Origin of the sequence: Lactiplantibacillus paraxiangfangensis, assembly GCF_036246185.1 — a bacterium.
In the GTDB taxonomy this organism is placed as follows: domain Bacteria; phylum Bacillota; class Bacilli; order Lactobacillales; family Lactobacillaceae; genus Lactiplantibacillus; species Lactiplantibacillus paraxiangfangensis.
Genome location: NZ_BTPW01000009.1, coordinates 90,201 through 115,674, shown reverse-complemented (window position 1 = coordinate 115,674; position 25,474 = coordinate 90,201). Strand labels below are relative to the sequence as shown.

The window sequence follows — 25,474 nt, the reverse complement described above, 5'->3', positions numbered from 1 at the left end:
TTAAACAACCGGCTACGGCGGTCATTGAACTATCGCTGCCCAGCCGATCTAATGCCTGAACTAGCTTAGCAACTAGACCACTTCTAAGAATAGATTCTTAGTGTTGCACTTGATTTGACAATTGAGGAATATTTTTTATTTTATATTCGAACGACAACTGTTTTTCTACCGTCTGTATCGACGCACAAAAAAAGGCTGCAGCCAAAAGCCGCAACCTCTCTATTATGCTTAATAATTAAATACGCTACTACGCTGCGATTTTAGCCAGCAATTGTTCCGCATCCACGAGCACCTTGGTCGGGTCCTCACGCGCATCCCTTAACGTGCCCAGTGGCTGGAGTTTCATTGCGGCAAACTCAACGTGCCGGGACTGAAAATCACGGTGAAAAGGCACCAGTTCTTTGGCGGGTATCGCCTGACAAACTGCCGCTGGAGACGGGTAAGTGTTCATAACGGTATAAATTGTTGGGTTGGTTGCAGTGTACTCCATACTAAATTGCAACGTTCCTAAATCTTCAAATAGTTGCTGATTCAAATCAATATTTTCCGAGTAGGTTAAAATAATTTCATCTGCTAATGGTAACCAGCAGTGATTTAAGAGCCAAGTATAATTCGTATGCGTCGGTCCAGATGATTTCAAATCAATCAATAAGTCGTCAGTTTTAACAAATTGTAAGTCCATCCAAAAGTTTTCTAATTGGTCAGTCGATTTTAATTCTGATTGCCATTGATGTTGTCGCTTGGCGGGTATCACCTGAGTCCACGTTGCGACGTCGTAGTCACAATGAACAATGGTGACAGATCTGCCCTGATCACACAGAACGTTTGCCAGTGCGAGTGTTAATAAACTCTTACCACTCGCCGTTTGCGTACCACCAATGAGCAGTGTACGCGGTTCTTTTTTCAAATTAATTACCCCAAATTTCTTTTTGAATTACCCACAGCATAACCGGTGATGCAACTAAAAGCTAGCCACCTACCGTTCCTTAACGGGGTTGAAAAATAATTAATGAGAACTCGCTGATAATTTTGTTGGCAAATTAAATCCTAGGTTAAATATCGGGCGTTCTCTCATAAAAGTGAACTAACGTCCCGGCTGCCAACAAGTTAAATTGTCACGCGACTCATTAATGTAAGACGTGTACAATTAAAACTGACACTATTAATTCCAACAAAAGTTAGTTTATCAACCGTTAAATGAATTTTCACTAACAATTTGTGTTTTAATGTTTAACTAACTAATTAAATTTCCATCTTATGTACAAAGTTTAAATCCATGAAACCGTTGTCAACGCTGCTATACTGGTACTATCTCTTCTTAAATCAGACAATTTTTCATTTAAATTGGTCCCAGCGCCACTTATTTGAGGTTACAATCCTTGACTAACTTTGGAGGTAAATTAAAAAATCGCCCGGAACTTTATTCCGGACGATCGATTAATATTTAAATACAAACTAAATTTCAATTGCGCTAAGCTCATTAATTAATGCGCAAGGATTCTCTCGCTATTTTGCGGTAACGTCAGTAAACGCGGTTTGCCAAAGTAATACCCTTGTTTGACTTCAATTCCAATTTTTTTACTCAATTGATTGTCCGCTTGCGTTTCAATACCTTCCAAAACTAATCGCACGCCGTATTCAGCACTAATGGCCCGCCAAAAATGAACGCGGCGTTGCATTTCTGGTTCTTGAAAGTCTTGTTTGAAATTTTGTAACGCAAATTTGATCTCACTGGCATAGGGCAATAAGTCCCGAATTTCAGTAAAGTAGTTTTCCCCGCTACCAACGTCATCCAAAGAGACTTCCATACCATTTTGCAAAAAGGTTTTAATGTGTTTCAATACCGAATCGGTGCAGTACGTTTGAGTACTCTCATCTTCAGTTAATTCAACAACCAACTTAGTCGGGTAAAGTTGCTCCTGACACTTGACGAGCGCATCTGCGATGGTCGTCGTCATTAGCTGCTGGCGACTAATATTCACCGAGCATTGTTCAACTTTCGGGGCTAGCACCCTTGTCGTTACAACTAATAATTTGGCAAAGACCTCTGGATCAATGTCATCAAATGAGGCTGGTAAGCGCCAACCTTGGGCCGTTTTTTGCCGAATCAAAAGTTCAAAACCACTAATCATTTTCGTTTGTGTATAAATTTGTGGTTGCACAAAGAAGCGATAAACTGGTTCCATATGAATCCCCCCGCTTACAAACTTGTTTTTACTAAAAAAGGTCAATACAATGTGCTAATTTAGTGCGTAAATACAATTAAACGTATAGACTTGACTATATAGTAATCTTATCTGTAAATTAATTAAAGGGGCTTTTTTATGAAAGTTATCGTCATTGGTTGTACGCACGCGGGAATTGCCGCTATCAAGCAAATCTTAATCAATTATCCAACGGCTGAAATCACCGTTTATGAACGTCAAGAGAACATTTCTTACCTCTCTTGTGCGACATACTTACATATTGAGGGGACCGTAAAAAGTCTGGATGAAACTTTTTATGCTGAACCAGACGAATTTGTGAAACAAGGCGTCAACATGCGTATCAGGCACGATGTCATTAAAATCGATGCTGCGACGCACACCTTACTGGTACAAAATTTAATCACTAAAGAATTTTTCAACGACACTTACGACAAATTAATCATGGCAGCTGGTTCAACCACCGCAATTCCAGCAATTACGGGGATTGAGAATCCTAGGGTACTGCTCTGTAAGACTTATGATCAAGCCCACGACCTTTGCCAAAAAACGGTGTCACAACCACGGATTGGAATTTTAGGTGGCGGCCGAATTGGAATTGAACTGGCAGAAGGCTATGCCAAAAGCGGCCATGAAGTCACACTATTCCAGCGACCTAAATACTTACTCGATAAATACGTCGAACCGAATTTGTCGCTAGCAACCGCTAAACTGCTCATGAAACACGGCATTAAAGTGTTAACCAATACAACGGTCACAAGCTTTGATGAAGATCCAGATGGCAGTTTAGTCATTGCGACTCAGGATGACCGTTACCACGTCGACATGGCGGCAGTTAGTGCCGGCATGTTACCTAACACTAAGCTACTCAAAGACCAAGTTAAGACAACGTCCGATGGTGCGATTATTACGGATGACTACATGTACACCTCCGACGAAGCTATTCTGGCCGCTGGGGATGTGGCGGCCGTCCGTTTAAACATTACCGATCAAAATACCTACTTGCCATTAGCCTCACAAGCCGTTCGTCAAGGCGCACTTGCTGGAATGAATGTTGGTGAACGCCGCGTTCGGACGCTGGGCTCTCAGCTCACCTCCGGCATGTTAGTCTTTGGTCATACCATTGCTGAAGCCGGGCTGACTTTAGAAGCAGCCAAAGCGGCCCATTTAAACGCTGCAACCGCACATTATGAAGGTCCTTACCGGCCAAACTTTATGCCGGATGCTTACGAAGTCAACATTAATCTGGTTTATGATCGCAATAATCGCCGGGTACTCGGTGTACAACTGATGAGCCAACACGATGTCTCCCAGTCAGCCAACGTGGTCTCCATGCTGATTCAAAATCACGGCACCATTGATCAGTTAGCCATGGTCGACATGTTATTCTCACTTAATTTCAACAATCCTTTTGACTATTTGAATTTAGTAGGCCAAATTGCCGTGACACAAGAAAACGGCTATGCCCGCAGTTAAAGCCTGTGCCAAAAGACGGTTAGCTTGTGAGCATTAACGTGCACTCAGTGATTATTCCTGGGTTTGGAATGGTCGCTGAGTGCGGGTTAAGCGGAACAAGTTGCCTTTTGGCGCACGTTTCGACCATAATAATCGAAAACAGTCCTTTCAGAAATATTTCTGAACGGACTGTTTTCGTTTTGTCACAGCTATTTATGGAAAACTTGTTTCATCTAGCTTAATGCTACCGAGCAGCTAACGCCTTAATTGGGTTAGCACGTGCAGCGCGCCGGGCAGGTAAAATTGCGGCCAACCACGCAATGACGATTGCCAAAATAAAAATCATTCCAATGCTTTGAAGATGAATTTGGACGAGCGGATACCCCGCAATTTTATACAGCCAATGGTTGAGCAAGGCTCCGAATCCATAGGTCAAGCTAGTTGCCAAGACTGCACTCAGGCCGCCTAGCATCAACGCTTCACTGGTAAACAACCGCCGAATGTCGCGCCGACTTTCACCGAGCGAACGCAAGACGCCAATCTCCTTCATCCGCGCACTGACGGACATGAACATCGTAACAATGATCATCAGTGCCGAAACAATCAGCGAAATACCAGCAATTGCCGCAAGCACCGTCGTCGCAATTCCTACATACGTATTCACACGGTCTAGGGTCGTTGAAATACTGTTGGCAGAAAATTGTTGCTTTCCATTGACCTTTAGCTGGTTGATTTCATCGACGACCGCCTCATTCTGGTTACGCATGGACACCCGCACCGTTGCAAAGGTCGGCTGTTTAGACATCCCGGCCCCCTGCGCCATCGCTTGCATGGTCGCATAGTTCACGGCATTTAAGCTCGCACCCGACGGACTATCCACAATCCCTGAAACGGTCAATTGCCGGGTCACAGTAACCGGCTTGCCCTTCGCATTGACCGTCTGATACGACACGGTCACCGCACGACCGACCAAATCCCGCCAATTCGTTGCGGACCATTTTTGGGCAATCGTCCGTTTATCCAAAACAATCTGATTATCACCCGAAGGACGGTGCCCTACTTTCAAGCTTGAGTTAGGGTCCGTACTGGTCCAGGTCGTCAATTCTGGGGCAGAATACCGGTCATTGCCCACCATCACGGTCGCATTAGTCGCAGAAATTCCGGGCTCAACGTCAATCACGTGGTGCAGTTCCCGCAAGGTCTGTAGTTGTTTTTGAGAAAAGGTCTTCATGTGTGAAGCAATCGTCCCCGCAAGCGCCGGGTCAACTGCGACCGACTGTTCCTCTTGATCCTTACCATTGCTACTGTAGCGCATGACCGTGATCGACTGCGGATCAACAACGTTGTTGACTTGGTGGTTAATGTACCCCCGAATCCCATTTCCTAGACCGGTAAACAGCATCACCGCAAATAAACCAATGGCGGTTCCTAGCACGATCAAGCTGTTCCAACTCCAAGTAAACCGCATGTGCCGAAATGCCGTCGCAAATGAGACGTGCCATGGCAATGGCCGCGCAGCAATCGTTTGCTGCGGCGTTTCCGCTGAATTTTGGGCTGGGGTTGCGGGTCGCAAAACGTGCTCGTCTTTGATTTGACCATTTGCTAAGCGTTCTACCCGGTTAGCCGCCTGAGCCACCCGTTCAGAGTGGGTCACGCAAATCACCATCCGCCCATCCGTGGCAATTTTTTGTAAAATTCGCATCACTTCAGCCGTATTTTCAGCATCGAGGGCGCCGGTTGGTTCATCCGCCACGACAATTGGCGGGTTACCGGCAAGGGCCCGGGCGATGGCGACCCGCTGTTGCTGCCCACCAGAAAGCTGATTGGGATATTTTTTGACTTGGTCCGCTAACCCCACCTGCCCTAACAACTCGTGTGCCCGGCGGAGTCGTGCCGCACGACCCAACTTGGTCATATCTAGGGCCAGCATCACGTTTTCTAGGACGTTCAAATGTTGAATTAAGTTATAACTCTGTGAAATATAGCCAATCGTTTCACGGCGGTAACGGTCTAGTTGGCGTTCCCGTAAGTGATCCAGTGTCTGCCCATGGACGGTAACCGTCCCATCAAAGTTGCGATCCAGCCCGCTAATAATATTCATTAGGGTAGTCTTGCCCCCTCCAGATTCCCCTAAAATTGCAACAAATTCACCTAACTCAACCGATAAATTAATCCCTTTCAAAACCGGAAAGGCCTGCTTACCAATGTAGTAACTTTTGCGGACATCCTGCACTTCCAAATAAGCCATACCGTTGCCCCCATTTTCCTATACCAATTCTGTCTAAGCTTAGCACCCACTAGCTTAGACGGGGGGATTAATCCGTTGGTACCGCATGTTTACTTATTTAGGGCGTGTCGTAATAGATGGTTGGTTTGTGACTATTAACGTGGCATCATCGATGATTAAAGAAGGACATTCTGTTATTGCTGAATCCAAGCCATTTAGATCAGCACTCAGCCCTGATCATCAAATGACTAATTGCTGCGGCGATTTGCGCCCGTGACAACCCTTGTTGTTGTCGTTGATAGGCGTAGCTGTCACTTTTTAACATCGCAAGGACCATGTCAGCTCTAAAAGTGAGTTCGGTCGCATCAATTTCACCGCTAACTGGTGCCAAGACACGTTTAAATAAGTCGACCAGTTGTTGGTACAACGGACTCTGATAATAAGTCGCCATCACAGTTGGACCAGTTTCAACCGCCGTTAACAATTGTAAGCGCCGCTCACGAAAAGCTAAATATTGCGCTAACACTTGCTGAAACTGCGTCACTGGTTTGGCCGTTGTTTGGGCCAGGTACTGTTGACCCGTAGTGATGAATTGTTGAATAAAATCAAATGACAAGGCCAAGCATAATTCGCTCTTATTGGGATAGTTACGATAAAGCGTCCCCGTACCAATCTGTGCTGCGCTGGCAATATCTTTCATGCTCACCGCACTAACTGAGCGTTGTTGAAATAGTTTAGCCGCCGTCGCCATGATTTTAGCTCGATTTTGTGCTGCATCTTTACGCATTTTGACACCCACTTCACGTTTTTTACTCAGCTTACGCTAACTAGACTAGCTTGACAAGTGGAGCATGCTCCACTTATAATCAACTTACTTTTACACTTTAAAGAAGGTCAACTAAATGCTTATTTTCGCCTATGGTTTAATTATTGGTATTTTTGTCAGTTTAATCGGTGGTGGTGGCGCTGCTTTATACCTCGGCGTCCTCACCAGCCAAATCGGCTTAACAACTGCGGTGGCAGTGCCGACTTCCTTATTAGTGGCCCTACCCGCATTGTTCTTCGGTTTTCTAACCCAAATGCGCATCAAGAATGTCAACTTTCATGTCGGCAATCAAATGATTTTGGCCGCTATTCCTGGCATATTAGTGGGAACAATCAGTGCGCAATTCATCCCACAAAAGTTATATAACTGGATCGTTGGTACTATCTTTATCGTGATGGGTGACATGGTACTACTTAAAGCTATTCGGCGGCAAAAGAAATCCCATAAAACGGCTCAGCAAATTTGGATTGCCCGTGGTTTCGGCTTACTCAGTGGGCTGATGGTCGGTATCGGCGGCTTAAGCGGTGGTGCGACCACGGCGGCTGGGCTCACCATTTTGGGGTTGACCGCAGTCGAAGCTGCCGGCACCGCCACCTACGTACTGACAACGATGTCGGCAATTAGTCTAATCGGACACCTATTCACCAGTACTTTTGCTTGGCAAGCTGGTTGGTTATTGATGATTGGTGCCATTATCGGTGCAATCATAACACCCCTTGTGATTCGCCGATTAGATTTGGACAAAGTCAATCGGGTCCTAACGCCATTTCTCGGTTTACTGATCATTTACTTTGGCGTCAAAATGTTTATTTAGCACGCCAGTTTAAATCTTAGGTTTTTTCGGCGCTTCGCCGGCAGAATCAGTGGGCCGTGGGGTCGGCTACGCTAAGGTTGTTTTAAACAAACTAGTCAAGTTTGATAGAACCCTCAACATAGCTGGAAGTTGTCTATGATAAATTTGGCCTTCATCGGATGCTCGGAGGTTGCCACTGATGGCATTGGTCGTGAAGGTGGCCTTAGACCGGTGAATTTCCGGCCTTAGACCACGGACGGTCCGGGACAATTGCGGGTTTTGCAACTGTTCCGGGCGAGGGGCTAGACCGCTCCCCAGGCTAGCCCCGGTCCCACGACCGCTTGTCATCAGTGGCAACCGGAATAGCTTACAAATAGCTGATCTTTATGGCTTTTAAATTTGACTTTCAGCCTTTAGCTATAATCAAAAAAGTTCCCATTCAGAAATGTGATCATCATTTCTGAATGGGAACTTTTTGATTATCTCAGACGTTAGTCAGATAACGTCATTTTAAATGTCACAGATTTACATTTCGTCTGGTGCTTTAACACCTAATAAACGAAGTGATTCTTTCAAGACGATGCTGACACTCTTAACGAGGGCCAAACGTGCATTTAATTCATCATCTTCAACTAAGACCTTGGTATTTCCGTAATACTTGTTGAAGGCCTTGGCTAAATGAATCGCATACTTAGCAACGACGGATGGTTCATATTCGGCACTAGCGCGAACCACCGTTGCTGGGAATTCACTCAATAACTTCAAGGTATCCCAAGCAGCGGGATCACTCAGGGCCTGGCCGTCAGCTGCAAGTTCTGGGCTACCGGCTTTACGTAAGATGCTTTCAGCGCGGGCGTGTGCGTATTGAACGTAAGGACCAGTTTCACCTTCAAAACGAACAACTTCTTCCAAGTTGAAATCAAAGCTGTTCATCCGTTCGTTCTTCAAGTCATGGAAGACCACGGCGCCAATCCCAACGGCATCGGCTACGGCGTCCTTGTTATTCAAGTCTGGGTTCTTAGCTTCGATTTGTTGATGGGCCAAGCTGACCGCGTCGTCTAAGACCTTGTCTAACAAGATTACACGACCACTCCGCGTTGACAACTTCTTACCACCAGAAGTAATCAAGCCAAATGGAATATGGTGAATCTGGTTAGCCCAATCAAAGCCCATTTCAGTTAAAACAGCCTTTAATTGCTTAAAGTGATTGGTTTGTTCGTTCCCTACGACGTAGAGTGATTGAACAAAGTCGTAAGTCCGCTTCCGGTAGATGGCAGCGGCCAAGTCCCGGGTAATGTAAAGCGTTGCGCCGTCAGATTTTTTGATTAAAGCTGGGTTTAAGTCGTACTTGCTTAAATCGACAACTTCCGCACCCTGGCTCTCATGGAGCAAGTTTTTGTCTTCCAAGATATCGACAACTTCAGCCATCTTATCGTTGTAGAAAGCTTCACCCTTGAAGGAATCAAAATCAATGTCCAACCGTTTGTAAATTTTCTTGAAAGCTTTTAATGATTCAGAACGGAACCATGACCATAAATGGGTGGCTTCTTCATCCCCATTTTCCAACTTTTTGAACCATTCACGGGCTTCGTCGTCCATTTCAGGATGGTCCACGTCTTCTTTATGGAAACGCACGTAATATTTCAACAAGTTGTTGATTGGGTCAGCTTTAACTTCTTCTTCGCTCCCCCACATCTTGTAGGCGGTGATCAGCTTACCGAATTGCGTTCCCCAATCCCCTAAATGGTTGATCTTAACAGGTTGGTAATCCAGTTTGCTTAAAATGTTTGCTAACGAGTTCCCAATAACGGTTGACCGTAAATGACCCATTGAGATGGGTTTAGCGATATTTGGTGATGACATGTCGATTGGCACTTGGCCCTTGGCACCCAAAGTTCCGTCACCAAAATGACCTTCTTGCGTCAAGACTTGGTTTAAGATGTCCGCTGAAAAAGCATCCTTTTTCAAGAAAAAGTTGACGTATGGTCCCATGGCAACGACCTTTTCAAACTGACTTTGGTCAATCTTTTCAACCACGTCGCCAGCAATCATCTGTGGCGCTTTGTGCATGATTTTAGCTAACGTAAACGTTGGGAAAGCCAAGTCCCCTTGTTTCGACGTCTTAGGTTGTTCAATTTTGCTTAAAATGTCGTCCTTTGATAAATCTGGTAAGGCTGGTGCTAATGCATCCGCCACGAGTTGTTTGTAATCCATGTTTTCCTCCTCAGGTATTGGGAACAAAAAAAGTCCCCTACACATCGTTAAATATGTAAGAGACGAGACGTTCCCGCGGTACCACTCTAATTGATATTACATCCACTTTTATTATCGAATTGTCGTCTTCAAAAGCGCGCTTCGAACGGGACTGGGTTCGGCTTCCATCAACCCGAACTTGCTAAACCAGTACTTGGTCCTACTATTCTTTCTCGTTAGACGTGTAAATTTAACCAAGCGTTAGTATAACAGACTTTACTAACTTTGACTAGCGTAACGCTAAAACCATATTCTGGTGTGCAATCCCATCTTCTAAGTAGACCGGTGACACTGGCTGAAAACCAAATGAGCGGTAAAACTGGTCTAAATAGTGTTGGGCTGCAATGTTGATCTGCGTGGTAGCTGGCCACGACGTCTGAATCTGTTGAATCGCCTGTTGAACCAATGCCTGTCCGTGGCCACCGCCGCGAGCCGCCTGACTAACGATCACCCGCCCAAAACGGGCCTGCTGATCTGGTTCCTGCATTAATCGCGCGTACGCACAAAGTTTTCCCTGTTCATCGGTACCAAGTAAGTGCACGGCCGTTAGATCCAACTCATCCACTTCTTGGTACGGACACTGCTGTTCGACCACAAAAACGGCGACTCGCAACTGGTAAATGGCATGCAATTGCCGGGGTGTCAACGCATCGAATTGAATTGCCTGAAATTCCATATTAGCACTTCCTAAATCATTATTGAATAATCGTTTCAGGCCACAAAAAAAGACATTCAACTGAATGCCTTAATGACGGTCCGTACGAGACTCGAACTCGTGATCTCCTGCGTGACAGGCAGGCGTCCTAAACCAACTAGACCAACGGACCATGGGTTACGGGAGCTGTGCGAGACTGCTCCGTATTGAAACTAAAGCGGGTGACGAGAATCGGACTCGCGACGCAAGCTTGGGAAGCTTGAATTTTACCACTAAACTACACCCGCATTCGACAACAGAAGTTAGTATAGCATACATTTTTTCTGTTGTCATGGTTATTTATAAATTTTTTATGCTTCTGGTTCTGGAACTTTTTCTGGCTGAGGTGCGGCCTTAATGAGTTTCGCATCACCCTTGCGAACAACCGCACGGTGATTATATTCATTCACAACTGGTTCATCGGCTTTATCAAATTCCTTGATTAAAATCAAGACTGAATTTTCATACACTTTTTCGATTTCACCTTTGAAGTCGTGTTCCAGTGAAGCAAATTTCTTACCTTGGACGTAATCGCCATTTTTTAATTCTACAGCCATGTGTTAACTCCTTAATTAAAATTGATAACAAATATTATCAAAAAAGTTCCGCGCATGCAAGCCTAAATTACTCTTTCACGGCATTTTCTAACGTCGATTCAGCTTCTTCACTGCTCAATTGTTCGTCTTTAGACCGTTGACGCAGTTCGCGAACGGCTTTTACGTACGCTGGTAGTAACACTGCACACGACCCGATCCACGCCAATGGTTCCGACATACAAGCGCCGGGATAAGCCAAAAGGCGAACTAAAATTAAGGCCGCAAAGACCCGCATGAACAGTTCTGCCGCTCCGGCTAAGGTTGGAATCGCACTGCGTCCCAACCCTTGGAGCGTATTCCGCATAATGAAGAGCATTGAGAGGAAAATATAAGTACTTCCAATAATGTTGAAGTACGTCTGTGACAAGTTTAAAACGGCCATGTCTTGATGACCAACGAATAAGCCGACTAACTGTTTGCCCCAAATAATTTCGATCAACCCAGCGGCAACACTAAAACTTCCCGACAGCCACATCGTCTGTTTGACCCCTTTGATAATCCGCTCATACTTGTGAGCACCAAAGTTTTGGGCGGCAAAGGTCGCCATCGTCACACCAAACGACATTAGTGGTTGGGTCGCCACTTGGTCGATTTTTTGAGCAGCCGTGGTTGCGGCCACTGAATTGGTCCCAAGACTGTTCAGTGCCGCTTGTAGGACGATCGTGCCAATCGCAATGATCGACATTTGAAACGCCATCGGTAACCCGACGTTCAAGTGGGCCTTAACTTCTGACCAAACCAATTTGAAATGACGCCGGCCAATGTGTAAAATCGGCACTTTCACAATGATGTAAACCAAACACATCACCGTTGCAATCAACTGTGCCAAGATGGTCGCCCAACCGGCACCCGCAATGCCCCAATGGAAACCTAAAATGAATAGGAGTTCCAATCCAATGTTAATTAACGAACTAATAATTAAAAACCACAACGGTGTCCGACTATCTCCCAGGGCACGAATAATGTTTGATAACAAGTTAAACGCAATCGGGGCTAGCATCCCGCCTAACATGATTTGTAAAAAGGTCCGTGCATCGTTCATGATATCCGGTGGTGTCTGCATCAGGACTAGGATATGATCCACAAAGAACATGGACAAAATCGTTAAGATAATCCCAACAATCAGACTGACCACAATACTGATGGCAAAACTACGCCGAACGCCCTTATAATCCTTGGCACCAAAGTACTGGGCCGTGAGTATTGAAAGCCCGGCCGTGAGTCCTTGAGCGAACCCGATAATTAAGAACTGGACACTACCAGTTGACCCAACGGCAGCTAAGGCTTTAACGCCTAGCGTCTGTCCCACGATCAGTGTGTCTGATAAACTGTAAAATTGCTGAAAAATGTTTCCGATTAGTAACGGAATCGTAAACCAAAAAATTAGTTTTAACGGTTTCCCTTTTGTTAAATCGTTCATTTTCGCACCCCTTTCATATATTAAGATGGTAGCCAAGCAACCGTTTTCAACATCTACGAACTGCTAAGCAAACTTTGCTAGTATATCAACTTTAGATGGGGAATACTAGTGATTTACTCGAAAATATTAAAGTACTTATTTTTTTGACCATTTATCCGCATTTTAATGAATTAGCCCTCAGCAATTGTAATAAATTAGCCTACCGCACAAAGGAAGTCCCCCACCACGTTACGACTAATAAAAGCTACTATACTAAGGCCAAATCATTCAGGGGTGTGATATTATGCGACAATTTTTACAACGATTAACGCTGGTCCTCCTAGCGACTGGCTTACTAACGGGCTGTACGGCACAAGCTGCTCCAATCAGTACCACGTATGGTCAACATATTAGTCTCCAAGGTGGCAGTAACGTCCAAGACTTGGGCGGAATTACGACAACCACCGGCCGTAAAATAAAGGCCCACCGCTTGATTCGCAGTAATCAGTTGGCGCACCTCACGAAAGCGGACACTAAAATTTTGACCAACCGCTATCAAGTTAAAGTGGTCACCGACTTGCGTGCTCGTAACGAAATTCAAACGGCACCGGATGTGGAACTCGCAAACGTGACCTATGACCAAGACAGCGTGGTCACTAACGGTCAAGTAACGAGCAACACGCTTCAATATTACCGTGACCTCGTTGCCACCCCCGTTGCACGCCGCGGGTACACGGCCCTGTTTCACCAACTCCTGACTAATCGCAGTGGGGCTTTGCTGTACCACTGCACTTATGGAAAAGACCGCACGGGAATTGCGACTATGCTGATCTTATCCGCTTTAGGCGTTTCAAAAAAGACCATCCTGAAAAACTACCTGTACTCAAACGTCAATCTCGCTCGGGGCTCCCGACTCGCCTTCAAAGATCCGGCAAAACCTAACCAATCGTTTAAACACGTCACGGCCGCGGACCTCAACGCCGCCTATCAAGAAATCAATCATCAATACGGGTCGACGACTAATTTTCTCCGACGCCTAGGTCTCACCCCGGCCAAGCAGCACCAACTCCAGCAAATGTACCTAACCAATCGTTAAATGACCATTCTCTTACCGCTTCGTCAGGTAGGGTTGCGTGCCTGAGTGTTTACACTAAAACTTTCAAGTCTAAATTTTCTCTTTCAATCATTAATTAGAAAAGATAAATTAAAAAATAAAAAATTTATATTCATCGCTTATTCTTCTTTACTTAAGCTCCAAATGACACCTAGAGCACCTCATAGCGTGTTATAAACAAAATAATATCAATCCAAAAAGATGAGTAAACGATTAAATTTTTATTTGACCAAATGAGATTATGGTGGTATTTTCTAATCAAGCATAATTATAGAACGTATCGATGAGGAAAGTAGTCTTGCAATCCCGTTCAGTGAGCCTGGAATAGTGGAAACCAGGTCGGCGAGCACTTGATGAAAATGGCCTCTAAACGGCACCGCCGAGCATTTGCTAGGTGATGACAGCCAGCTCCTGTTACCCAGCTACCGTATGAAAACGTACGGGATAAGATCAATATCGTGAGGTATTGATAAACTAAGGTGGTACCGCGAACGGCAACTTCGTCCTTTTGAGACGAAGTTGCCGTTTTTTATTCTCACTAAATTAAAGGAGTGGTCATTATGACTGTTATTAGTAGTAATTTAGGGTACCCCCGCTTGGGCGAACATCGCGAATGGAAACATTTATTGGAACACTTTTGGAAGGGACAGTTGGATACTGCCACGTTCCACGCTCAGGCCAAACAACTCCGGTTGGCTAATCTTAAAAAGCAACAAGCATTAGGTATTGATCTCATTCCAGTCGCCGACAACTCCGATTATGACCACGTGCTTGATACAATTGCGTCTTTTGGCGTCATCCCCGCCCGCTATGGTCACTTTGACCGGCGACTCGATTTACATGATTATTACGCGCTTGCCCGCGGCACAAAGGATGCGGTAGCTTCCGAAATGACAAAGTGGTTCAATATCAACTACCACTACATCGTGCCTGAATTTGACGACGTTCACTTTCGATTATTAGATAACCGGTGGCTTCGCTACTATCAAGAAGCCAAAGACGAGCTCGGCATTACTGGTAAACCCGTTATCCTAGGGCCCGTCTCATTCTTGAAACTTGGCAAACGTAATGGCCAATACTTAGACGACGCGACAGTCGCCGAACTGCTCCCCCAACTGCTCCCACTCTACGTGCAAGTCTTTCAAGAATTAGCCGCAGCTGGCGTCCAATGGATTCAACTAGACGAACCGACCCTCGTCAAAACGACGCAGCCAGCTGAACTCAAGCCTTATCAAGATGCTTTAACCCAGCTACACGCAGCGGCACCAACGTTGAACATCGAATTACAAACTTATTTTGACAGCTTAGATTTATATGATCAGATCGTCACGTTGCCAGTCCAAGCCATTGGGTTAGACCTCGTCCACGACCACGGTGAAAACTTAACCCATCTTTTACAACGTGGCTTCCCGGCCGACAAGGTTCTCGCGGCTGGTATCATTGACGGTCACAACGTCTGGGCGTCCGATTTGTCAGCTAAACTGGCCCTCATTCAACAACTATTAGCAGTTGTGCCTAGCGACCACCTGTGGTTACAACCAGCCAACTCCTTGCTACACGTGCCAATCACGACCGCAAATGAAACTAAAGCTGATTCCGTTTTGCTTGGAGGCTTAGCCTTTGCGGACCAAAAATTGGCTGAACTCAGTACGCTGACTGAAGCTGCTAACAAGGGAACTGCCAGCGTCCAAGCTGCTTTTGACCGCAACCGTGCCAACCTGGATGCCCTCAATCAATCCAGTCACCGTAATAACCAAGCCGTTCGTGAGGCGGAAGCACACCTTGCTGATCAAACGTTTGAACGTCAGGCACCGTTTGCCACTCGAATTCAGTTACAACACGACCGGCTGAACTTACCGTTACTACCGACAACGACGATTGGGAGTTTCCCACAAAGCAGTGAAGTCCGGTCTAAGCGCGCGGCATGGCGCAAGGGCAACTTATCCGACGAAGACTACCAGGCCTTTTTACACGCCGAAACGAAACGCTGGATTGAAATTCAAGAACAGCTCGGCTTAGACGTACTCGTACACGGTGAGTTTGAACGCACTGACATGGTCGAATACTTTGGTCAAAAGCTGACCGGATTTTATGCCACCCAAAATGGCTGGGTTCAATCATACGGCTCCCGCGGGGTTCGGCCACCAATTATCTTTGGTGACGTTGCCTATACGCAACCAATCACGGTCGCCGCTTCGGTTTACGCGCAAAGTTTAACCACTAAGCCAGTCAAAGGGATGTTAACTGCCCCATTAACCATCATCAACTGGAGCTTCGTGCGTGACGACATCCCTAAGGCCCAAGTTCAAAACCAAATTGCGCTGGCTTTACGCCAAGAAGTGGGTAATTTGGAAAAAGCGGGCATTAAGATTATTCAGGTCGACGAACCCGCGCTCCGTGAAGGGCTCCCCTTGAAGGCCCGTCACTGGCAAGCCTATTTAGACGAAGCCATCTACTCTTTTAAGATCACAACGACTGGCGTCCAAAATGACACCCAGATTCATACCCACATGTGCTACTCGAACTTCGCTGACATTATTGGGACCATCAAAGCCTTAGACGCCGACGTCATTTCGATTGAGACCTCCCGTTCACACGGTGAGATCATCAGCGCCTTTGAAACGACCGGCTACGACAAAGAAATTGGTCTAGGAGTCTACGACATTCACAGTCCCCGCGTCCCAAGTGTCGATGAAATCAAGGCCAATATCCAACGAGCCTTACGCGTCATCGATGTTCACCAATTTTGGATCAACCCGGACTGTGGTTTAAAGACGCGGCAAGAACCTGAAACCCGTGCCGCATTGGCCAACATGGTCGCCGCCCGTGATGCCATTCAGTCTCAACTGAACACGCCCGCCAAGTAAAGGGGTGATTTTCTATGGATTTAAGACAAGCACTCAAGCAGCGTGTCCTGGTCGCGGACGGTGCCATGGGGACCCTCTTATATGGTAACTACGGTATCTCCTCGGCCTTCGAAAATCTGAACTTAACGCATCCCGACACGATTTTGCGTGTCCATCAAGCTTATATTAGTGCGGGTGCCGATATTATTCAGACGAACACCTACGCCGCTAACCGGTTGAAATTAGCCCGCTACGACTTACAAGACCAAGTGACCGCCATTAACCAAGCGGCGGTCCAAATCGCTAGTTCTGCCAGGCAGCACGCGGATCACCCGGTCTACATTTTAGGCACGATTGGCGGACTAGCCGGTGATACCGACCAAGAGATCCAACGGGCAACCCCCGCCGCTATCGCTGCTAGTTTAACGGAACAACTCGACGCGCTCCTAGCAACCAATCAGTTGGACGGCATCTTACTCGAAACTTACTACGCCTTACCCGAACTGCTGGCGGCCCTCAAACTCGTCAAGGCTAAAACCAATTTACCGGTCATCACTAACGTTTCAATGCTGGCACCGGGCGTCTTGCGGGATGGGACGACCTTTGCTGCGGCCATTCGGCAACTCGCTAAGGCGGGCGCCGCTGTCGTCGGGACCAATTGTCGGCTAGGACCGTACTACCTGGCCCAATCGTTTGAACACCTGGCCATTCCCGAAAACGTCCAACTCGCTGTCTACCCTAACTCCGGGCTACCGGGGACCGACCAAGACGGCGCGGTCGTTTATGACGGCGAACCCAGTTACTTTGAAGAATACGCGGAGCGGTTCAGACGGTTAGGGCTCAATATTATTGGGGGCTGCTGCGGGACGACGCCGTTGCACACCGCGGCGACCGTTCGCGGATTGACTAGTCGCACGATCATTCACCACAAAACGCCGACCCATCAGCCGTCAGCGACGCCATTAGCCCCAACTAAGGGCCAACACCCGTTTTTAGCAAAGGTTGCGACGGCTAAAACCGTCTTGGTGGAAATGGACCCGCCCCGAAACTTCGATACGACTAAATTTTTCAAAGGGGCGCAACGCCTAAAGGCTGCCGGTGTCGACGGGATTACCCTATCCGATAACTCCCTCGCCGAAGTACGAATTGCAAACGTCACGATTGCCGCGCAGTTAAAACTAAACTACGGTATCACCCCGGTCGTTCACCTGACGACCCGCGACCATAACTTGATTGGCCTGCAGTCTGAAATCATGGGCTTACACAGTCTTGGAATCAACGACGTCCTCGCAGTGACCGGCGATCCCGCAAAGTTAGGCGATTTCCCTGGGGCCACTTCAGTCAGTGATGTCCGTTCCGTTGAACTGATCAAGCTCATCAAACAGTTCAACAGCGGTATTGGCCCAACCGGGAAGTCCCTCAAACAAGCAAGCGACTTCCGCGTGGCCGGGGCTTTCAACCCGAACGCTTATCGCACCGACGTTTCCGTTAAGTCTATTGAACGCAAATTGGCGTACGGGTGCGACTACATTATTACCCAGCCAGTATTCGACCTCACTAACGTCTATGCCATGGCTGACGCCCTTAAAGCAAGTGATATCCACGTCCCAGTATTTGTTGGCATCATGCCGCTCGTGTCCAAACGTAACGCCGAATTTCTGCACCACGAAGTTCACGGCATCCGGCTACCGAAAGCCGTTCGCGACCGGATGGCACAAGCGGAATTAGACGGCAACGAACGGGAAGTCGGTTTACAAATTGCTAAAGAATTAATCGATGGGGTTTGTGAAGTCTTTAACGGTGTTCACATCGTCATCCCATTTAATCGCTTTAAAACGGCCATCGAACTCGTGAACTACGTACAACAAAAAAATCTAACCACAACCCATTAAAACAAAACGCCTCTAAAGTCCACTTTCATGCTAAAATTAGACATGAACTGCGAACTTGGAGGCGTTTTGAATGTTTCTCATAATTCATATTATTGGCTGGTTATGGCTAACCGTAATGGTGGCCCTCGGACTCAGCCGCAAAGCGGTCAAATCAGCTAACCGCTACTTAATTTTAAGTCGGCTTGGTTATTTACTTCTTATTGTAACGGGCGTTTATTTGGCCACTAAAACGTTCACCGGTAACTGGTGGCTGACGTTGATCAAGGCCGTTTTGGGTATTGGAACAATCGGTTTGATTGAAGTCGCCTTTGCCCGCAAACAAGAGAGTCATCTCACGGGTCACCTACTGGCGTTGCTCAGCCTCGGTATTTTGGTGACGGTGATTTGCGGCGCCCTTCTGCACTGGAATCTAACTGGTAATTGGATCTAAAAAAGCACCTAGAATTTAAATTCTAGGTGCTTCCGATTACGAATTGCGATTACTCAAACGTTTCATTAAATTGCGACGCATGCGCATCTTTTGGTTATGCTCCATAAAGATCAGGCGTGAGGTTCCGTAGTTAAACAGCCCCACGAGGACTTGATCAATGATTTTGACCAGTAATGGTCCCCAGAACAATAATGAGATCCCTACGAACATAATCAGGGTATCAAAGAGGTACGATAAGCCCCGTGTCAGCATAAACCCGATGAACTCGCGGCACCAGTGCCAAAAGTCAGTCGATTTAGAGTGGAAGACGACCGCTTTATTGGTAAAGAAACTGAATAAAGTGGCCAGAATCCAAGCAATTGTGTTTGAAAACAAGTAGTGTTCGAATAAAATAGAATGTAAAATCCAAAAGGCCAACACGTTTACGAGTGCGGCCATAAAACCAAAGATTGCGTATTTCCAGAAATACTGATATCGCCGGTAGACTTTTGTTAACCACTGCACTGTCATTCGCCGCCGTTTCTAAAGTATTATAGTCCCAGTTATTAAAACAATAGCAATATCATAACGCATTTGGTGTCGTGCTGACAAGCACGCACCCAAAAATTGGTGTTCGTTATGAACGTCAATTATACTTAAACTAATCTGCAATTCTTTTTGGAGTGAATTCAAATGTCAACTTTACCTTTAATCTTTGGGCTCGGTTTGGCCTGCCTACTACTGCTGATGATCTTGATCATCGCACTGGTTCACGGGCACCGCGTCAAACAAGATGCACAAAAACAGGCCACCTTACTGAAATCCATTCGAACCCGGTTAGTTCAACAAAGTTTGGCAAACCAAGAACAGGAACGGCGGTTAACGAAACTGCAAACCCAAAACAACGGTTTTCGTGAACGCCTTCGCCAATCGGTGCCTCATCCAATCGAAGTCCCACATACACGGCGGATCACCGCTAATTCACGGGCAATTTTCCGTTCCTACGTCATTGGGCTGGACTATTACCAAAAAGAATTCGAAGCTGCTTTAGCCGATGCCAGCAAGCGCGGTTATTTCAAAATGTACGACGACTACAATGAATCCGGGCTTAAAGCCGACTACTTATATGATAAGAAGTATAAAGTTGACGCCAATGCGAACATTGGTGAGATTCAACTCGTTGAAGAAGTCGATGGTCCCCAACGGTCCGTGCGCGTTGAATTAAAAGTTGCTGATCACGGCTACACCATTGGTTACCTACCTAAGAAACAAGTCAACGAAGCCTTTAACGTCATTGATATTTACGCTAATTCCGTCATGACGTTGTCTTCCAAGACCCATTTAACGGGTGGCGAATGGAAAATGGCAATCGATGCGGTTGACGAAATGCAATACTTAAACGATCCCAACGCTAAGCACCGGGATTTACAAGATTACGGATCCATCGATACCCCACTGAGAATCAAGACTGGGAAAAAATCCTACTTCTTGCAATTCACCTTATACGAAATGGAAATCAACAACGATCAGATTCCACTGTATAGCCTCGTGGATACCATTGATGGCCAGCGGGGATCCGTCGTTCAAGTGGACGCCGCACCAATCACGTATACGGTATCAGTTGAAGCGGGATCTAAGCTGGGCAGTAAGGTCAGCGTCATTCCTGAACAAATTGACCGGGTTATCTGGGTGCCCAACTGGAAACAATGAGGACGATTACCGATGAAAAAATTATTATTAGTCACGCTTTTATTAATTAGTATCGGGGTCATGGCATACGTCGACGTTCAGATCATTAGCCAAACGCCCTACCCAAGTTTATCGCAACAATAACCGTCATAAGGAGGCTGCGACGTGTCAAAAATGCTTACCATTAGTGCTTGCGGTTTGCTCTTGTTATTAGCGGGATGCACGTCACAGGCGCAACCGAGTCTCTCAACGACTCAGGAAAATACCATCGCAGCTAACAACCGCAAAACGGCGGCTGACCAGCAAGCGAAGGCAGAGGATGCTAGTGCGGCCAAACGGGCTGGCACCCAGTACCAAGCAACCGACGACCACATTACTGGCGCTGACAAAGCGGCCGCTGCGGTCGATCAAGTCCTGAACGCCCCTAAAGCACAACTTTTTGTTGCGGTACCAAACGTTAACGTCGATGGCAGCGGCCACCACTATTACCAGGTGAACGCCTTCGCCAAAACGGCTAACGGCCAACGGGGACAAGTTTTAGCCCACTACTTCGTTTACTTGGACGGTAAAATTACCACTAAACAGATCGACTAATCATCAAACAAAATATCGCGCCCACTTCGTTTATCACTTAACGAAATGGGCGCGATATTTTTGACTCTCAAGTCAGGTTCAGGACCATTTTTTAGCTTGAATCGAGCGCCAATCATGGATGACTGGAAGCGGGAAGCATGCCAATTTTATTACTACTAACGTTGTTATATCGGTTAATTAGTAATCATTTTTACCTTTCACCCTTTAGCTAAATCAATTGAAGCAACCATTACTAACCGTTAGATATTCATCAAAAAAGGTTTCTTTTTTTCTGCTTTTTAGTTATAATTAACAATGGTGTTAAATATTTATGCCCCAGTGGCGGAACTGGCAGACGCGCAGCGTTCAGGTCGCTGTATTGGCAACAATGTACAGGTTCGAATCCTGCCTGGGGCAATTTTTAACAGATAGTCGGTTTAGACCGACACGAACCTCCGACTTGTCGGGGGTTTTATTTTATTAAAAATGCTCTAATAGTTTCCTGACGAAACATTAAGGACTGCAGTACTAATGAATTACTTTATTCAATAATTATTCTTTTAGAAAATGTTACACCAACACTATTTCACGTACTTTAGTCTCCACATCCACCTTTTTGGTTATATTTATGCAAAAAAGTTTCAGAATTTCATGAAACAGGCTTTGCAAGCTTCCAAAGAGGTGTATACTAGTCAATGTTGATAAGAAGTCAACGTGATGGCGGTATTGGCGAAGTGGTTAACGCACCGGATTGTGGCTCCGGCACGCGTGGGTTCGATTCCCACATACCGCCCTTGGTATTAAAAGCAATTGCTTTGTAATGAACAACAGTTTTAGTGGAACTATTTCATTGTAAAAGAGGCATATCAGTCAAATGCCAAAATTGAAATATATTGTTTTAGATTTGACGCTTATTTTCTTTGTTATCAGTCTAGTTTTTGTTTGGCAAGTGGTAGTGTTTGGGCCTTTGAGACACTACGCTGTTTTGCCAATAATCATTACTGGTATTTTGTTTTTTTACTGGTTATATTTAGTTCTTAAAGATTATAAAGCATAAGTCGAGTAGTCTGTTTGTGATAAGGTATCGTATAATTGGACTGTAGTCCGGCATTATAAAGTAAGACATGAATGTGTAGATTTTCATGTCTTACTTTTAATTTTGTATACTTTAAAATCCTAAATTCGACTTGAAGATATAGTAGCTAGGTACTCGATTACAAATCAAGTACCTAGCTACTTTTTTACTTCAGAAGAGAAAGTTCACAATAAAACTAATCTACATTATTTGTTAAACCACCAATGATAGGAACTACGATACCCCATATAATTTCCATGCACAGATGCGTTCATTTCACCCGTTTGGGCATGAACTCCAGAAAGATATCGTTTCCAACGTGCTCGAGTATACGCATGATTCTTAGTTACATGCCGCCATGTCTTGTTATGCTTATAATTAACAAGAGGATCTAGATCCTTAATCACTCTATCATCAGAACTCGTAGTCCGCAAAACCTTTTTTCCCTTAGTCTTGTAGTTTACTTTCACACGAACCTTTACACAAAAAGTCTTATTCACTGTATAATCAGTGATAGCAGTGTATTGAGTCGAACGCTGTCTCTTTGATTTACTGTAACCATAAGCAGAGCTATAAGGAACAATCAGAGGCGTATCAGAACTAGATTTAAAATAATCACCAGCTGCATCCTTTACTGCTACAGCTCCCAATTGACTAACAATATCTTGTTTTTCAGCATTAGACATCGATTCAAACTTTACATAAGCACTATGTGCATCGCTTACAGCTTGATCAGCATCGGAATCAGAGATTCCACTTTTCTTTGCCGTTGTAAGATTATATTCTCGCAACCAGCTCGCATATTCTGGAACAGTATACTTTTTCCCCAATACTGGCTCAGACACTTTCTTACCTATAGTATCTGCACCCGCAGTAGCAGTCATAGTTCCAGATGCAATTGCACCACCAATCATAACTAATGCGATTCCTCGTTTTACAAACATGCTAAAGCTTTCTTTCTATAAAAAACAATCCACATTTAATTAAAACATTGTGATTTTCCCTTCAACATTCACAGTAGCACAAACACTTAAGTTTGTTAATTTTCTTTATTAAAATGACTGGCCCTAGCCAGTCAACTTTTTTCACTCTTCAAACCATTCTTTTAAAGCCATCCCCGTCCGCGACGTCGGAACGTCAACCGACGCACGCGGTGTCCCACTATACATGATTTGACCGCCATACCGGCCAGCGTCTGGGCCCACGTCAATCAACCAGTCCGCCTGACTGATCACCGCTAAATTATGCTCAATAATAATTAACGAGTTCCCCGCCGCAACTAGTTCATCGAATAACTTCAATAACCGGGCCGTATCTTGCAAATGCAGCCCTGCAGTCGGCTCATCCAACAAATAAACGGTCCCCTTTTTCCCTAATTCGACCGCCAACTTCAACCGCTGAAGCTCACCGCCAGACAACGTTGTCAACGGCTGCGCCAAGGTCAAGTAGCCTAGACCGACCCGGTCCAAATCATTTAACTGGGTCGCGACTTTAGGCGTCTCCTTAAAGAAGTCCTTTGCAGCCGTTACGGACAGCTGTAAAACGTCCGCGATGGTTTTTCCGTGATACGAATAGGACAACGCCGTCTCGTTATACCGTCGGCCGTGACACAACTCACAGGTCTGCACAACGGGGTCCATAAACGCCATATTCGTAATCGTGACACCCTTCCCCTTGCACCGGGGACAAGCACCCTTACCGTTATAGCTAAACCAACTTGTCGCCACGCCGTTCGCTTTACCAAACAACTGGCGCACATTATCTAAGATTCCTAAATACGTCGCCGGGGTTGAGCGGATATTGATTCCCACCGGTGTCTGTGCCAAGTCAATATACTCCGTATGCAGTTCCTGTTTTAACGCCGTTACTAACGAGCTTTTCCCCGAACCGGCTACCCCGGAAATCACCGTCATGATTCCCAACGGCACGTCAACACTCACGTCGCGCAAATTATTTTCTTGCACGTGGGTTAAATTAATTTGACCGGTTGCGGTACGCTCTGATCGCCAAGTATGTGACCGTCGTAACCAGTTTCCGGTCAAAGTGTCTGATTTCAGTAACTCGGGATAAGTCCCCGTGAAAGTCACCTGACCACCAGCCGCGCCCGCCTGGGGTCCCATTTCAACAATGTAATCCGCAAACGCAAACATTGCCGGGTTATGTTCCACGATCAATATCGTATTGCCTTTATCCTTTAGCTTAGTCAGCGCCCGTTTGATTAGCTGAATGTCATGCGGGTGGAGCCCCACACTCGGTTCATCCAAAATGTAGACCATGTCCACCAAGGCACTCGTCAGGTACTTCGCAATCTTAATGCGTTGCGCTTCCCCACCGGACAACGAACTGGTTCCCCGATCAAGCGTCAAATAGCCTAATCCAATATCCACTAGTGACTGGATCTTAGTGGTTAATTCCCGCACGACGTCAACTGCTAACGGCACGTTAACGGCCGCTAAGAAGGCCAAACAGTGTTTGAGGTCCATCGCGCTCACTTCAGCGATATTCTTCCCATTAATCTGATTCGTCAATACTTCCGGCTTTAACCGGGTGCCGTGACAAGCCGGACAAGGTTTACGCGTCACGATTGCCGCGATGGCATCGCGATGATGCTGCGCTTCCTTCTTGCCAATGATCGACCGCCGAATTCGTGGAACGACCCCTTCGTACAAAGCCGTGCGCGGGAACCCTTCGCCCGGATGATCCAGCTTCTGTTGGGGGGCGTGCATCAATAACTCGTACTCCGCTGCAGTGTAGTCCTTAATGGGCTTGTCATCGTCGAATAAGCCGCTCGTCGCGTACCGCCGCCAACGCCACGTGTCTGGCGAGAAACTCACAAACGTGATGGCCCCTTGATTCAGTGACTTCTCCGGGTCAATTAACTGATGTTCATCAATATCGTCAACGTAGCCGAGACCTTGACAGGTGGGACACATTCCTTGGGGCAAGTTGAATGAAAACGTATCGGAGTAACCGATAAACGGCTGGCCAATGCGTGAAAATAACAACCGGAGCAAGGAATAAATTCCCGTATAAGTCGCAAGGGTCGACCGCGCATTTTTCCCTAACCGTTGCTGAGCAATCACAATGGCAACGGGTAAATGTTCAATTGCTTTAACATGGGGTTGCCCGTACTTGGGTAAATATTGTTGCGTAAAACTTGGAAACGTTTCGTTCAGTTCTCGACGTGACGCCGCGGCAATCGTATCAAATACTAGCGACGATTTACCAGAACCAGATAGGCCAACGAATACCGTTGTCGCGTACTTCGGCACCTGCAAACTAACGGACTTCAAATTATTTTGTTGCGCCTCTTGAACATCGATAAACCCATGTGTAAATTTTGTTGCCATAGCAACCCCTTCCCGTGCGAACGAACGCACCACGAAAAAAAGGACTGAAACCGAAGTTCAACCCTTTGTCATTTCAAGC

At 46.0% G+C, this 25,474-nt stretch carries 19 protein-coding genes, 4 tRNA genes and 1 other annotated feature; of the genes, 10 read left to right on the top strand and 13 right to left on the bottom strand.

What is annotated here, in order from left to right:
* Window positions 1-247: 247 nt before the first annotated feature.
* Window positions 248-907: a P-loop NTPase family protein gene (locus AAA939_RS06620; RefSeq protein ID WP_338209181.1), complete on the bottom strand. Its 660-nt coding sequence runs from the start codon at window positions 905-907 to the stop codon at window positions 248-250.
* Between the two features lie 577 nt (window positions 908-1,484).
* The gene (locus tag AAA939_RS06615; RefSeq protein ID WP_338209182.1) at window positions 1,485-2,186 is read right to left on the bottom strand and encodes an EAL domain-containing protein; all 702 of its coding nucleotides are present in this window, start codon (window positions 2,184-2,186) and stop codon (window positions 1,485-1,487) included.
* 138 nt (window positions 2,187-2,324) lie between these two features.
* Between AAA939_RS06615 and AAA939_RS06610 the strand changes: the two genes are divergently transcribed.
* Window positions 2,325-3,680 (top strand): FAD-dependent oxidoreductase, encoded by a 1,356-nt coding sequence (locus tag AAA939_RS06610; RefSeq protein WP_338209184.1) that lies wholly within the window; start codon window positions 2,325-2,327, stop codon window positions 3,678-3,680.
* A 223-nt stretch (window positions 3,681-3,903) separates the two neighbouring features.
* On the opposite strand, the gene AAA939_RS06605 is transcribed toward AAA939_RS06610, so the two are convergent.
* Window positions 3,904-5,907, bottom strand: a complete 2,004-nt coding sequence (locus AAA939_RS06605) for an ABC transporter ATP-binding protein/permease (protein ID WP_338209186.1) — start codon at window positions 5,905-5,907, stop codon at window positions 3,904-3,906.
* A 199-nt stretch (window positions 5,908-6,106) separates the two neighbouring features.
* The gene (locus AAA939_RS06600; protein WP_338209188.1) at window positions 6,107-6,673 is read right to left on the bottom strand and encodes a TetR/AcrR family transcriptional regulator; all 567 of its coding nucleotides are present in this window, start codon (window positions 6,671-6,673) and stop codon (window positions 6,107-6,109) included.
* Between the two features lie 115 nt (window positions 6,674-6,788).
* Between AAA939_RS06600 and AAA939_RS06595 the strand changes: the two genes are divergently transcribed.
* Window positions 6,789-7,526: a sulfite exporter TauE/SafE family protein gene (locus tag AAA939_RS06595; protein ID WP_338209189.1), complete on the top strand. Its 738-nt coding sequence runs from the start codon at window positions 6,789-6,791 to the stop codon at window positions 7,524-7,526.
* A gap of 504 nt (window positions 7,527-8,030) precedes the next feature.
* On the opposite strand, the gene argS is transcribed toward AAA939_RS06595, so the two are convergent.
* The 6 genes from argS to AAA939_RS06565 all read right to left on the bottom strand — a co-directional run bounded on the left by argS (window position 8,031) and on the right by AAA939_RS06565 (window position 12,468).
* A complete protein-coding gene (gene argS / locus AAA939_RS06590; RefSeq protein ID WP_338209191.1) occupies window positions 8,031-9,719 on the bottom strand; it encodes an arginine--tRNA ligase in 1,689 nt (562 codons plus the stop codon).
* 268 nt (window positions 9,720-9,987) lie between these two features.
* The gene (locus AAA939_RS06585) at window positions 9,988-10,434 is read right to left on the bottom strand and encodes a GNAT family N-acetyltransferase (protein WP_338209193.1); all 447 of its coding nucleotides are present in this window, start codon (window positions 10,432-10,434) and stop codon (window positions 9,988-9,990) included.
* Window positions 10,435-10,510: 76 nt separating this feature from the next.
* A tRNA-Asp gene (locus AAA939_RS06580) sits at window positions 10,511-10,585 on the bottom strand.
* 44 nt (window positions 10,586-10,629) lie between these two features.
* A tRNA-Gly gene (locus AAA939_RS06575) sits at window positions 10,630-10,700 on the bottom strand.
* A 63-nt stretch (window positions 10,701-10,763) separates the two neighbouring features.
* Complete coding sequence (locus AAA939_RS06570) at window positions 10,764-11,009, bottom strand: DUF2187 domain-containing protein (protein WP_338209195.1); 246 nt, start codon at window positions 11,007-11,009, stop codon at window positions 10,764-10,766.
* Between the two features lie 67 nt (window positions 11,010-11,076).
* Window positions 11,077-12,468, bottom strand: coding sequence for an MATE family efflux transporter (locus AAA939_RS06565; protein WP_338209197.1), 1,392 nt, complete (start codon window positions 12,466-12,468; stop codon window positions 11,077-11,079).
* Between the two features lie 283 nt (window positions 12,469-12,751).
* On the opposite strand from AAA939_RS06565, the gene AAA939_RS06560 reads away from it, so the two are divergent.
* The 4 genes from AAA939_RS06560 (at window position 12,752) to AAA939_RS06545 (ending at window position 18,729) form a co-directional block, all read left to right on the top strand.
* Window positions 12,752-13,543 (top strand): tyrosine-protein phosphatase, encoded by a 792-nt coding sequence (locus tag AAA939_RS06560; RefSeq protein WP_338209199.1) that lies wholly within the window; start codon window positions 12,752-12,754, stop codon window positions 13,541-13,543.
* 289 nt (window positions 13,544-13,832) lie between these two features.
* Window positions 13,833-14,072, top strand: a binding site (T-box leader).
* A 49-nt stretch (window positions 14,073-14,121) separates the two neighbouring features.
* Window positions 14,122-16,428 (top strand): 5-methyltetrahydropteroyltriglutamate--homocysteine S-methyltransferase, encoded by a 2,307-nt coding sequence (gene metE / locus AAA939_RS06555; protein ID WP_338230640.1) that lies wholly within the window; start codon window positions 14,122-14,124, stop codon window positions 16,426-16,428.
* 14 nt (window positions 16,429-16,442) lie between these two features.
* Window positions 16,443-18,299, top strand: a complete 1,857-nt coding sequence (locus tag AAA939_RS06550) for a bifunctional homocysteine S-methyltransferase/methylenetetrahydrofolate reductase (RefSeq protein ID WP_338209202.1) — start codon at window positions 16,443-16,445, stop codon at window positions 18,297-18,299.
* Window positions 18,300-18,369: 70 nt separating this feature from the next.
* Window positions 18,370-18,729 carry a DUF1516 family protein gene (locus tag AAA939_RS06545; protein WP_338209204.1) on the top strand — a complete coding sequence of 120 codons (360 nt, stop codon included), beginning with the start codon at window positions 18,370-18,372 and terminating at the stop codon, window positions 18,727-18,729.
* A 36-nt stretch (window positions 18,730-18,765) separates the two neighbouring features.
* On the opposite strand, the gene AAA939_RS06540 is transcribed toward AAA939_RS06545, so the two are convergent.
* Window positions 18,766-19,239 (bottom strand): GtrA family protein, encoded by a 474-nt coding sequence (locus AAA939_RS06540; RefSeq protein ID WP_338225928.1) that lies wholly within the window; start codon window positions 19,237-19,239, stop codon window positions 18,766-18,768.
* 162 nt (window positions 19,240-19,401) lie between these two features.
* Here AAA939_RS06540 and AAA939_RS06535 point away from each other — a divergent pair, with 162 nt between their 5' ends.
* From AAA939_RS06535 to AAA939_RS06520, 4 genes are all read left to right on the top strand, one after another.
* The gene (locus tag AAA939_RS06535) at window positions 19,402-20,418 is read left to right on the top strand and encodes a hypothetical protein (protein ID WP_338209207.1); all 1,017 of its coding nucleotides are present in this window, start codon (window positions 19,402-19,404) and stop codon (window positions 20,416-20,418) included.
* Between the two features lie 153 nt (window positions 20,419-20,571).
* Window positions 20,572-20,991 (top strand): hypothetical protein, encoded by a 420-nt coding sequence (locus tag AAA939_RS06530; protein ID WP_338209368.1) that lies wholly within the window; start codon window positions 20,572-20,574, stop codon window positions 20,989-20,991.
* Between the two features lie 312 nt (window positions 20,992-21,303).
* Window positions 21,304-21,387 (top strand) — tRNA-Leu (locus AAA939_RS06525).
* Window positions 21,388-21,690: 303 nt separating this feature from the next.
* A tRNA-His gene (locus AAA939_RS06520) sits at window positions 21,691-21,763 on the top strand.
* Between the two features lie 488 nt (window positions 21,764-22,251).
* On the opposite strand, the gene AAA939_RS06515 is transcribed toward AAA939_RS06520, so the two are convergent.
* On the bottom strand, window positions 22,252-22,989 hold the full coding sequence (locus tag AAA939_RS06515; RefSeq protein WP_338209209.1) for a hypothetical protein: 738 nt from the start codon (window positions 22,987-22,989) through the stop codon (window positions 22,252-22,254).
* A gap of 141 nt (window positions 22,990-23,130) precedes the next feature.
* On the bottom strand, window positions 23,131-25,395 hold the full coding sequence (locus AAA939_RS06510) for an ATP-binding cassette domain-containing protein (RefSeq protein WP_338209211.1): 2,265 nt from the start codon (window positions 25,393-25,395) through the stop codon (window positions 23,131-23,133).
* Window positions 25,396-25,474 lie beyond the last annotated feature (79 nt).